Below are 11,527 nucleotides of genomic sequence, written 5' to 3' on the forward strand. Positions count from 1 at the left end.
CACCCAGCAACACTGAGCCCGCGCTGGGCTGCACAGACTGACGAAGGGCCGGTTCGGGGGAACCGGCCCTTCGTCATGCCCGACCCCTCCCGGCTCCTTCCTGCAACCTGAGCGCCCCAGGGGGTGCCCAGGTTGCAGGAGAGGTCAGGGGCGCAGGAGGCGGGCCGCATCGACGGCGAAGTAGGTCAGGATGACCTGGGCGCCGGCGCGGCGGATGGAGAGCAGCGACTCCATCATCGCCCGGTCACGCTCGATCCAGCCGTTGGCCGCGGCCGCCTCGATCATGGAGTACTCCCCCGAGATCTGATAGGCCGCCACCGGCACGGTCGACACGGCCGCAGCAGCCGCCACGATGTCGAGGTGCGGCCCGGCCGGCTTCACCATGACGATGTCGGCGCCCTCGGCGATGTCGAGCGCGAGCTCGCGCAGCGCCTCCGTGGCATTGGCGGGGTCCTGCTGGTAGGTCGCCCGGTCACCGACGAGCGAGGACTGGACCGCCTCGCGGAACGGGCCGTACAGACCCGAGGTGTACTTGACGGCATACGCGAGGAGGACGGTGTCGGTGAAGCCCTCCGCATCGAGGGCCGACCGGACGTGCGCGACCTGGCCGTCCATCATTCCGGAGAGTCCGAGCACGTGGGCGCCGGCGCGGGCCTGCGCCAGGCCCATCGCGGCATACCGGTCGAGGGTGGCGTCGTTGTCCACCCGGCCGTCCTCGGACAGGACTCCGCAATGGCCGTGGTCGGTGAACTCGTCGAGGCACAGGTCGGCCATCACGACGATCCGACTCCCCACGGCGTCGACGACCGCACGCAGGGCGACGTTGAGGATGCCGTCCGGGTCATCGGCGCCCGAACCCACCGCATCCTTGGCCGACGGCACCCCGAAGAGCATCAGCCCGCCCAGCCCCGCGTCCGCCGCCTCGCGGGCGGCGCCCACGAGGGACTCCAGCGTGTGCTGGACGACCCCCGGCATCGCCGAGATGGCGACCGGCTCCGAGATGCCTTCGCGCACGAAGACCGGCAGCACCAGCTCGGCCGGGTCGAGCCGGGTCTCGGCCACGAGCCGCCGCATGGCCACCGACTGCCGCAGCCGACGGGGCCGGATCACCGGCCCCGTCGAGTGCGAGTGGTCAGTCACGGGCTACTACTTCGCCCGACGGCGTGACGCGGACTTCTTGGCGCTGGGGCGCACGACCGGCTCGCCGGCCTCGGCGGCAGCTGCTGCCAGCCCCAGGCCGTAGTCGGCCAGCGCGTCGACGAGCGAGTCGGACGACGCCTCGGGCGCGAGGACGTCGACCCGCAGGCCGTGCTCCTCGGCCGTCTTGGCCGTCGCCGGGCCGATGCACGCGATCACCGTGGACGGGTGCGGCTTGCCGGCGATGCCGACCAGGTTGCGCACCGTCGAGGACGACGTGAAGACGGCCGCGTCGAACTGTCCACCCTTGATGGCCTCACGGATGTGCGCGGCCGGCGGAGCGGCGCGCACCGTGCGGTATGCCGTGACGTCGTCCACCTCCCAGCCCATCTCCTGCAGGCCTGCGACGAGGGTGTCGGTGGCGATGTCGGCGCGCGGGAGGAAGACCCTGTTGATGGGGTCGAGCACCTCGTCGAACGGCGGCCACTCCTCGAGCAGCCCGTTGGCCGACATCTCACCGGAAGGCACGAGGTCGGGCACGATGCCCCACTCGCGCAGCGCGGCGGCGGTCACGCCACCGACTGCAGCGATCTTGAGTCCGGCGAAGGCCCGGGCGTCGAGCCCGAACTCCTCGAACTTCTCCCGCACGGCCTTGACGGCGTTGACCGAGGTGAACCCGATCCACTCGTAGCGACCGGTGACCAGACCCTTGACCGCACGCTCCATCTGCTGCGGCGTGCGCGGCGGCTCGACCGAGATCGTCGGGACGACCTCGGCCGTCGCGCCGAAGGACTCCAGCCGGGCGATGGTCGAGCCGGACTGCTCCTTGGTGCGGGGCACCAGGACGTTCCAGCCGAACAGCGGCTTGGTCTCGAACCAGGAGAGGTTCTCGCGCAGCGCCACGGTCGTGCCCACCACGGCGAGGGCGGGGAACTCCAGGGTCTTCATGACCTTGGCGACCTCACCCAGGGTGGTGACGCGGGTGGCCTGTCGGATCGTCGTGCCCCGCTCGGTGAGGGCAACCGGGCTGTCGGCCGACCGACCTGCGGCCAGCAGCTTGCCCAGCGCGACGCCGAGGTCCTCGGGCTGGCCGAGCAGGACCACGGTGACGGAGTCGGCCACCGAGGCCGACCAGTCGACGTGCCGGTCGTTGGCGGAGATCACGTGCACTGCCGGTGAGCTGCTCGAGGTCAGCGGGATGCCCGCATAGGCAGGCACGGCCGAGACCGCGCTGACGCCGGGCACGATGTCGAACCCGATGCCGGCCTTCTGGCACGCCAGGGCTTCCTCGGCGAGGCCGTTGAAGGTGCCCGGGTCGCCGTCCATGAGCCGGACCACCAGGCCGCCGGTGGCGGACTTGGCGGCCTTGACGACGAGCTTGGCCCGCATGGCGTGGGTCAGCGGCTGCCCGTGCTCACCGTGGCCGGCGTCGATGATCTCGACGTCGGCGCGGCAGTAGCGGGCAACGACGTCCTCACGAGCCACCTGGTCGATGACGACCACGTCTGCTGCGGCGAGGAACTCCAGGGACCGCACGGTCATGAGTCCGGAGTCGCCGGGGCCGGCGCCGACGAAGGCGACGCGTCCCGGGACCCGGCTCTGACGAGGGGTCTGGTGGGTGGTGGGCTGGGTCGAGCGCGTGGGGCTCACAGTGCACGCTCCGTGCTGTCGTGTTCGGGTATGCGGTCGGTGCTGCTGTCGGGGCCGGCGATCGGATCAGGTCCGGTCGCCCCGGCTGGGTCTGGGGTCTTGCAACCTGGGCCCCCTCCGGGGCGCTCAGGTTGCGGTTTGAGGAGGTCGGCGCCGTCCTCGAGGAGCACGGCGGCGAGTCGGCGCCCGAGGGCCGCACCGTCGTCGACGCCGCCCACGAGGGACCGGCGCAGGTCGAACGACCCGTCGACGGCACCCACGAAGGCTCGCAGGGACAGCTCGAGCCCGTCCTCACCCTCGACGATCTCGGCCAGGGCTCCGACCGGCGCCGAGCAGCCTGCCTCGAGCGCCGCGAGGACAGCACGCTCGGCGGTCACGCATGCGCGGGTGTCGGGGTCGTCGAGGACCGCGAGCGCGACGCGCGTGGCGGCGTCGTCGGCCCGGCACTCCACGGCGAGCGCGCCCTGGCCGGGGGCGGGCAACATCTGGAGGGGGTCGATCGCCTCGGCGACGTCCGCCAGCCGGCCGAGCCGGGCCAGACCCGCGCGGGCCAGCACGACACCGTCGAGGGCGCCGTCCCTGACCAGACCGATGCGGGTGTCGACGTTGCCGCGGATGTCCTTGAACGACAGCCCGAGTCCGAGGGCCGCGAGCTGGGCGACGCGGCGCGGCGAACCGGTGCCGACGACCGCCCCCTCGCCGAGCTCACCCAGGGTGCGACCACCGGAGGAGACGAGCACGTCGCGTGGGTCCTCACGGAGCGGGAGGGCCGCCACGACCAGGCCGGGCTCGGGTGTGGTCGGCAGGTCCTTGAGCGAGTGCACGGCAAGGTCGACCTCGCCCGCGAGCAGGGCCCGCCGCAGCGCGGCGGCGAACACGCCGGTGCCGCCGATCGAGGCGAGCGAGGCGGTCGAGGTGTCGCCCTCGGTGACGATCTCGACGAGCTCGACCGTGTGCCCCTGGGCGCGCAACAGGTCTGCCACCCAGGTGGACTGGGTGGTGGCCAGGGGGCTGCGGCGGGTGCCCAGGCGCAGGGCGAGGGGCGCAGCGGCAGGTGCGCTCACGGCATACCTCCACGCTCGGGCGGGGGCACGGACGCGGTGACGGCTTCGCCGGGGCGCAGGTCGAACAGGTCGCGCAGGGCCTGGGCGTAGTCGGCGCCCTCACCGCCCACGGCGCGTTCCTTCATGCGGACGGTCGGGGTGTGCAGCAGCTTCTCGACGATGCGGTGGATGGCGAGCTGGACCTCGGCGCGAGCGACGTCGTCGAGGTCGGGGAGCCGCTGGTCGAGTCGGTTGAGCTCGCCGGCGACGACGTCGGCGGCGTGCGACCGCAGCGCGGCCACGGTCGGCGCGACCGTCTCGGCCGCCCGCGAGGTGAGGTATGCCGCGACCTCACCGATGACGAGGTCCGCCACCTCACGCACCTGGGGCGGGGCCTGGCCGCCGGAGAGCTCCTCGCCCAGCGCGCCCAGCCCGGCGAGGGTGACCCCGCTCAGCGAGGCGACCTCGGGGGCGACGTCGTGAGGAAGGGCGAGGTCGATGTAGGCCTGCGGGCGCCCGGCGCGGGCCACCTGGGCATCCCCCGCCGTCGCGAGGTCGACGACCACGCCCGTCGACCCCGTGCACGAGATGACGACGTCGGCGCCGGCGAGGGCGGCAGAGAGGTCGTCGAGCGGTCGGGCGACGCCGCCGGTGCGTTCTGCCAGGCGGACCGCCTTGGCCAGCGTCCGGTTGACGATCGTGAGTCCTGCGGCGCCGCGGCGCGAGACGGTCGTGGCGGCCAGGGAGCTCATGCCGCCGGCACCCACCACGAGGACCTTCAGCCCGGCCAGGGATCCGAGCTCGCGTTCGGCGCGAGCCAGGCCCGCCTCGACCAGGGAGACGCTCACGGCGTCGATCCCCGTCTCGGTGTGGGCCCGCTTACCGACCCGGAGGGCCTGCTGAAAAAGGGTGTTGAGCGCGGGGCCGGCATGTCCGGACTTCTGCGACTCGCGCAGAGCGGTGCGCATCTGGCCGAGGATCTGGGCCTCACCCACCGCCATCGAGTCCAGACCGCAGGCCACCGTGAACGCGTGCGCGATGGCGCGGTCCTCGTAGTGCACGTAGAGGTGCTCGCGCAGCTCGTCGCGACCCACGCCGGTGACCTCGGTGAGCGCGTCCGAGATGTCGGTGACCGCGCCGTGGAAGGTCATCGACTCGGCATAGACCTCGGTGCGGTTGCAGGTGGACACGACGATCGCCTCGGTGAGGTTCTCGCGGCCGGTGAGGCTGGCGGCGAGCGCCCGGCGGCGTTCGGCGTCGAGCGACATGGCCTCGAGGAGGGGCAGCGGCGCGGTGTGGTGGGACAGGCCCAGGATGACCAGGCTCATCGGCCGACCGCCAGGGCGACGTGGTCGAGCGCGCCCTCGGCGACGTGGTCGAGCGCACCCTCGGCCGCGAGTGCCCTGCGCTGCTCGTGGAAGGCGAGGATCTGCAGCTCCGTCGAGAGGTCGACCTTGCGAACGTCGACGTCCTCGGGCACGGCGAGCACGCACGGGGCGAAGTTGAGGATCGAGCGCACCCCGACGGCCACGAGCTGGTCGGCGACGTCCTGCGCCGAGGCAGCGGGCGTCGCGATCACCCCGATGGCCAGGCCCTGGTCGGCCACCAGGGACCTGAGGGCGTCCATGGGCTGCACGGTGATCCCGGCGATCTCCTGCCCCAGCAGGGTGTCGTCCTGGTCGAGCAGGGCGACGACGCGGAACCCCCGGGTGGCGAAGCCGCTGTAGGCCGCGAGTGCGTGGCCGAGGTTTCCCATCCCGATGATGGCGACGGGCCAGTCCTGGGTGAGGCCGAGCTCGCGGGAGATCTGGTAGGCGAGGTGGTCGACCTCGTAGCCGACCCCGCGCACGCCGTAGGACCCGAGGTGGGACAGGTCCTTGCGGAGCTTGGCACTGCGGACACCGGCAGCCGAGGCGAGTTCCTCGGAGGACACCGACGTGATCCCGCGCTCCGCGAAGCCGGTCAGGGCGCGGAGGTACTCGGGTAGCCGTGCGACCGTGGCGTCGGGAATACCCCGACGGGCGCTCGGGTCGGCAGACACAGTCTCTTCCGGCTCCTTCTCATCACGGGCAGTCCGCGCCTGGCTGGGGCGGATGGGAGCCTGGCCAGATTACGCTTTTGTGAACGGATGCACAAAGTCACAAGCGACCGTCTCACCAGGCACGTGAGCCACGTCACCTCGTGCTCGTGAGCGCGCTCCTCAGCCGGGTCTCGTCGACCCGCCAGTAGTCGTGCTGGCGCCCGTCCACGAAGGTGACCGGGATCTGCTCCCAGTACTGCTCCTTGAGTGCCGGGTCGTCCTCGATCGACAGCTCCACCCAGCCCACCCCCAGGTCGGCGGCAACGCGCTCGATGACGGACCGCGCCTCCTCGCACAGGTGGCAGCCCGGCTTGCTGACCAGGGTGATGCGGGCGGCGGCCGTGGAGTCTCGGGACACACCTGCAGCGTATGCCGGGTGGTCGCCTCGTTTCCGCAATCTGGGCGCCCCCTGGGGTGCTCAGGTTGCGGAAAGGGCGCCGCGGGGGTTTCGCCCCACGCGCCCCAATGCACCCACGCGACCCGCTGGACACCACGGCATACCGGGATGTGTCGCAGGTCTCCTGACAATCTGGCAGATATCGGGGAAACTGTCGGGTCAGGAGGCCCTCATCCGGATTCGTGCACCACGCAGCGCCGCGAGACGACTCGCGGTCCCTCGTGCTGCCCTCCGGGCCGGTCAACCTGCTGGTGGCAACGCTCCGATCTGGGCAACGAGCCGCCCGGCCCTCGGTTACGCCACGGCGGGCGACCACGGCATGGGAGCGGCCACCGCGGACTTCCTCGGCACCCTGCGGGTGCTGCTGAGCCTGGCTGGAGAGGCGGGCACGGCCGGCACCCTGTCCGGTGGCGGCCACGGAGGCGCCGGCGGCGGTTCGGCGGCGCGCGCCGGCTTCGGCCCGGGCGAGGCGCCGCAGGACTTCGAACGGATCTCCGCCCTCGTCGAGCTCGCCCAGCGGGGCGACGCCGAGGCGTTCGGGATGCTCTACGAACGCTACGTCGACGTGGTCTACCGCTATGTCTACGTGCGCGTGGGCGGCAAGCAGCTGGCCGAGGACATCACCTCCGAGACCTTCCTGCGAGCGCTGCGCCGGATGGACTCCTTCTCCTGGCAGGGCCGCGACATCGCGGCCTGGTTCATCACCATCGCCCGGAACCTGATCACCGACAACGCCAAGTCGGCGCGCTTCCGCATGGAGGTCACCACCGCCGACATGCTCGACGCCGACCGGCGCGTGGACGCACCCGACCAGGAAGTGCTAGACCGACTGCGCGACCAGCGCCTCCTCGCCGCCGTCAAGGGGCTCAAGCCCGAGCAGGCCGAGTGCGTGGTGCTGCGGTTCCTGCAGGGCCTGACCCTAGCGGAGACCGCCAAGGTCCTCGGCAAGTCCGAGGGTGCCGTCAAGCAGCTCCAGCTCCGCGCCGTGCGGGCCCTGCACCGGGAGCTCGCCGATGTCGACATCTGAAACCCACGAGTTTCGCTACGTCGCGACGCGTAACTTCCGGCGTTGCCGCTCGTTCTCAGCACGACACCATGACCGGGACATGATGCGGGACATCATGACCGGGGACACCGGGAGCACCATCACCGGGAAGATTGCAGGGAACACCGCAGGGCTGGGGAGGGAGAAGCCGACATGCCAGTACTGAACCGTTCGGCAGACCGTTTCCAGCGCGCCCTCGACGGCGAGCGCATCACCGACGCGCACCTCGTCGAGCTCGTCGAGACCAGCCGCCATCTCGTGGACCTCGTCCCGACCATCCCGGCGCCGGACGCCGCCTTCGTCACGACCCTGCGCGACCGGCTGATGGCCGAAGCCGCGCGGATGCCCGCACCCAGCCCGGTCGCCGCCAGGGCCGCGGCCGCCCGTCGTGCCGCCTCCCGGAACACCCCTGTCGTGGTCCTGGTGGGTCGCGGCCTCCCCCGCATGGTCGCCGGAGCCGCCGCCTCGGCGCTGCTCGTCGGAGGCATCGTGGGCGCCGTCTCCCGCAGCGCCGTGCCCGGCGACGCGCTGTACCCCGTCAAGAGCTGGCTCGACGGGGTGGCCGTCCGGCTCGCCGACAACGACTTCGACCGCGGCCAGACCTACCTGTCCCAGGCCCAGGGACACATCTCCGACGCCCGTCAGCTGTCCGAGCTCGAGCGCGAGGACCCCACCGACGTCAACGTCGCGCTCGAGGGAGCCATCGACTCCGTGCGCAAGGGGCGGCAGGGTCTCGACACCTCGTATGCCGCGACCGGCAACCCCCAGTCCCTGATCGCCATGCACGACTTCACCGAGCGGGCTCTCCCGCAGATCGACGCCCTGAAGGCGGAGGTACCCGCCCCATCGCTGCCGACGCTCGGTCAGCTCGAGGCCCTGCTGCGCGACACGCAGGAGAGCACGTCGCGGCGGATCGCTGCATGCGGCAGCTCCTGCAGCGACAACCTCTCGTCGACGCTCGGCCCGAGCTCGCTCCCGGGCGCCGCGACCACCTCGGGCCCCTCCGGGTCACCCACCAGCGGCACGTCGGGTGGCATCACCGTGCCCAGTACGGCCGTCACCGCCCCCGGGGGCGGTGTGCTGCCCGGCGGTTCGAGCAGCTCCGGAGCGGTGGTTGGCGGCGGCGGCGGCAGCGCCAGCCTGTCGACGGGTGGCGCGAGCGTGGGTCTGCCGACCGTGAGCGCTTCCGTGCCGGGAGTGGCCTCGGCCAGCGCCACCGTGCCCCTGCCGTCGGCTTCGCTGGGCACCGGAGGCGCCAGCGCCACGGTCCCGAGCAGCACCCTCGGCCCGGTCACCCTGCCCGGCGCCACGGTCACGCTCCCCTGATCTCGCGTCAGAAGAAGACGGACCGGCGCTGCATGAGCAGTGAGTAGAGCGTCTGCTGGATCGTCTCGCGCACCTGGTCCGTGAGGTCGAAGACGAGCATCGGGTCGTCGGCGGCGTTCGGCCCCAGGTCAGCGGTCTCCACCGGTGCGCCGAACTCGATGATCCACTTGCTGGGCAACGGGATCAGTCCGAGCGGACCGAGCAGCGGCCAGGTCGGCGTGATCGGCGCGTAGGGCGCACCGAGCAGTCGGGCCACGGTCTTCATGTTGCCGATGATCGGGTAGATCTCCTCGGCGCCGACGATCGAGCACGGGATGATCGGCGCGCCCGTCTTGAGCGCGGCGGAGACGAAGCCACCTCGCCCGAACCGTTGGAGCTTGTAGCGCTCGCTGAACGGCTTGCCCACTCCCTTGAAGCCTTCGGGCCAGACCCCGCACAGCTCACCGCTGGACAGCAGCCGCTCGGCGTCGGGGTTCGCGGCCAGCGTCGAACCCGACTTGCGGGCCACCTGCCCGACGACGGGCGTCTGGAAGACCAGGTCGGCGCCCAGCATCCGCAGGTGGCGGTGCGCCGGGTGCTCGTCGTGGACCGCGACCTGGGTCATCAGCGAGTCCATCGCGATGGTCCCCGAGTGGTTGGCGACGACCAGGCCGCCACCCTCGGCGGGGATGTTCTCGATACCGCGCACCTCGACCCGGAACCACGAGCGGTAGAGCGGGCGCAGCACAGGCAGGTAGAAGTGCCTGGTGAAGTCCTCGTCGAAGCCGAACTCGTCGACGGTGTAGTCGCCCGTCACGCGCCGGCGCAGGAACGACAGCAGCGACGCGATGTGGCGCTCGACGTCGTCCGACGAGATCCCCGCCGCCTCGGACGCGACCCGAACCGCGGCGATGCCCGCGGTGAGCAGCTCCTCGACGCCCGGCGCGATGCTCCGCGAGGCTGCCGGTTCCACGACGTCGATCGGCACCACGGTCTCGTCGGTCACCGCCTTGAGGGTCCGCACCTTCGACTCCGCGGTATGCCGCGTGCTCGGCGTGGCCGCACCGGTCAGCTCACGCGGTGGCCGGGTGGGTTTGGCGGGCTTGCTGGGCTGGGTGGTGCGCCCACCGGAACGGGACACCGCCTTGCCGGTCGGCACCGACTTGGCCACCGGCCGTGGGCGGTGTTTGCCGCTGGCCGTCGTGGGCGCGGTCGACCCAGAGGTGTCGCCTGCGGCCTCGACCATGGGCCTGCCCGGGTCTGCCGACGCGATCAGCGGCGTACTGCGTCGCTTGGCGCGCTCGCCCGACGCGCGTGCGGCACCCGCCGCGAGAGCATCCTTGCGGGCGGCGGGTTTCACCGATTTCCTGGGTGTCGCGGCCATCAGTCGTTCCTCCCTGCAGCCCACACGTGGCTGATCGCGCCGGCGGCACTCTCCGCGGCGCCGGTGACGGCCGACCCGAACATCCCCGCCCCCGGTATCGCTGAGCCGACGCCCTGCGCATAGTCCGCGAAGGCAGCTCGGGTCGTGTAGGCGGGCTCGTACCCCAGCACCTCCCGCATCCGTTGGGTGTCCAGCCCGCGACCGTAGGCGAGGAACTGGATCTGGTCGCTGCTGAAGTCGGCGAGTCCGGACCGCTTCACCAGGTTGCCGAAGATGCCGGCCGCCGGCATCGGCACGGGGATGATCGGTCGACCGGCCATCCCGGCCGCCTGACTCACGGTGATGACACCGTCCCCGGCGATGTTGGTGATGCCCGTGCTCGGGCCCGTCGTGGCGAGCAGCAGCGAGCCGATGGCGTCGCTCTCGTGCACGAACTGCAGGCGGGCGTCGTAGCCGAAGGGCACCGGCACGACGGGCAGGGCGAAGTAGTCGGTCAGGGACGTGCGGATGCCGCGGCCGATGATGTTGGCGAAGCGCAGCATGGAGATCTCCACGTCGGGACGGCGACGCGAGAAGCCGCGGACGTAGCCCTCGACCTCGACCGAGTCCTTGCCGAATCCCGCTCTGGGCAACGACTTCGGGCCCATGTCCTCGGTGAACATGGCCGGGTCGCGCGGGCTGGAACCGTAGATGGCCGCAGACGACTTCACGACGAGACGCTTGATGCTCGACGCCTTCTGGCACGCAGCGAGGAGCTGCATGGTGCCGATGACGTTGATCTCCTTCTGCGAGGTGCGGCCACCGGCGTGGGTCGGCGTGGCGATGACGTTCATGTGCACGACGGTGTCGACCTCGGACTGCGCGATGATCTTGCCGATCATCGGGTTCCGGATGTCGGCGCGGACGAACTCGGCCCGGCCGATGTCCCCCGGCGGCGGGATGACGTCGACGCCGATGACGCGCTTGACCGTGGGGTCCTGGGTCAGGGCCCTGGCGAACTGCCCGCCGAGGTAGCGAGAGACGCCCGTCACGAGGACGACATCAGCCACGATCCCTCCCGGTGGGTCCGATGGGCGCGAAGCTCGCGACCCGTCCCAACCCTACCGAGAGCAAGGCCGATGCCGACGGGGGTGCGCCGTCCATGGACGCGGGCCTCGTCACACTTTCGGCCGACCCCACTCGCAGTCCCACTCCCCGCTCAAGACAAAAGGCCCCCGCTCAGCGGGGGCCCTCGATCACTTCTTGTTGCGACGCTGGTGGCGCGTCTTGCGAAGGAGCTTGCGGTGCTTCTTCTTCGCCATGCGCTTGCGGCGCTTCTTGATGACAGAGCCCATGGTGTCCTCTTGATCGTGGTCGGTGTTGCCGGACGGGGCAACGAACCAACGCACCACGCCGAACTGTGGACGTCACTCTAGCGGCCTGCGACCCCGCAACCCAAACCCACGTCCCGGCGAGGCCGACGGACACGGCAAGCCGGTCAGCACGT

The 11,527-nt window shown here is 71.5% G+C and carries 11 protein-coding genes; 2 read left to right on the plus strand and 9 right to left on the minus strand.

Annotated features, from left to right (window positions below; genetic code table 11):
* Positions 1-144: 144 nt before the first annotated feature.
* The 6 genes from hemB to AC1DYG_RS08190 form a co-directional block, all read right to left on the minus strand.
* Positions 145-1,140, minus strand: a complete 996-nt coding sequence (gene hemB / locus AC1DYG_RS08165; RefSeq protein WP_477639353.1) for a porphobilinogen synthase — start codon at positions 1,138-1,140, stop codon at positions 145-147.
* A 6-nt stretch (positions 1,141-1,146) separates the two neighbouring features.
* The gene (locus AC1DYG_RS08170; RefSeq protein WP_477639354.1) at positions 1,147-2,787 is read right to left on the minus strand and encodes a bifunctional uroporphyrinogen-III C-methyltransferase/uroporphyrinogen-III synthase; all 1,641 of its coding nucleotides are present in this window, start codon (positions 2,785-2,787) and stop codon (positions 1,147-1,149) included.
* Positions 2,784-3,851, minus strand: coding sequence for a hydroxymethylbilane synthase (gene hemC, locus AC1DYG_RS08175; protein ID WP_477639355.1), 1,068 nt, complete (start codon positions 3,849-3,851; stop codon positions 2,784-2,786). The genes AC1DYG_RS08170 and hemC overlap by 4 nt, the downstream gene beginning before the upstream one ends.
* Entirely contained in the window at positions 3,848-5,158 is a 1,311-nt protein-coding gene (locus tag AC1DYG_RS08180) for a glutamyl-tRNA reductase (protein WP_477639356.1), read from the minus strand. The genes hemC and AC1DYG_RS08180 overlap by 4 nt, the downstream gene beginning before the upstream one ends.
* Complete coding sequence (locus tag AC1DYG_RS08185) at positions 5,155-5,871, minus strand: redox-sensing transcriptional repressor Rex (RefSeq protein ID WP_477639357.1); 717 nt, start codon at positions 5,869-5,871, stop codon at positions 5,155-5,157. Before AC1DYG_RS08185 ends, AC1DYG_RS08180 begins: the two co-directional genes overlap by 4 nt.
* Before the next feature lie 133 nt (positions 5,872-6,004).
* Entirely contained in the window at positions 6,005-6,268 is a 264-nt protein-coding gene (locus AC1DYG_RS08190) for a glutaredoxin family protein (protein WP_477639358.1), read from the minus strand.
* 358 nt (positions 6,269-6,626) lie between these two features.
* On the opposite strand from AC1DYG_RS08190, the gene AC1DYG_RS08195 reads away from it, so the two are divergent.
* Positions 6,627-7,334, plus strand: a complete 708-nt coding sequence (locus tag AC1DYG_RS08195) for a sigma-70 family RNA polymerase sigma factor (RefSeq protein WP_477639359.1) — start codon at positions 6,627-6,629, stop codon at positions 7,332-7,334.
* Positions 7,335-7,505: 171 nt separating this feature from the next.
* Positions 7,506-8,678, plus strand: coding sequence for a hypothetical protein (locus AC1DYG_RS08200; protein WP_477639360.1), 1,173 nt, complete (start codon positions 7,506-7,508; stop codon positions 8,676-8,678).
* 7 nt (positions 8,679-8,685) lie between these two features.
* Here the strand turns inward: AC1DYG_RS08200 and AC1DYG_RS08205 are convergent, their stop codons facing one another.
* The 3 genes from AC1DYG_RS08205 to AC1DYG_RS08215 all read right to left on the minus strand — a co-directional run bounded on the left by AC1DYG_RS08205 (position 8,686) and on the right by AC1DYG_RS08215 (position 11,375).
* On the minus strand, positions 8,686-10,041 hold the full coding sequence (locus tag AC1DYG_RS08205) for a lysophospholipid acyltransferase family protein (protein WP_477639361.1): 1,356 nt from the start codon (positions 10,039-10,041) through the stop codon (positions 8,686-8,688).
* Positions 10,041-11,090, minus strand: a complete 1,050-nt coding sequence (locus AC1DYG_RS08210; protein ID WP_477639362.1) for an SDR family oxidoreductase — start codon at positions 11,088-11,090, stop codon at positions 10,041-10,043. Before AC1DYG_RS08210 ends, AC1DYG_RS08205 begins: the two co-directional genes overlap by 1 nt.
* A gap of 186 nt (positions 11,091-11,276) precedes the next feature.
* Positions 11,277-11,375, minus strand: coding sequence for a 30S ribosomal protein bS22 (locus tag AC1DYG_RS08215; protein WP_003792170.1), 99 nt, complete (start codon positions 11,373-11,375; stop codon positions 11,277-11,279).
* Positions 11,376-11,527 lie beyond the last annotated feature (152 nt).

It is taken from the genome of Pedococcus sp. P1_H8 (assembly GCF_056405175.1).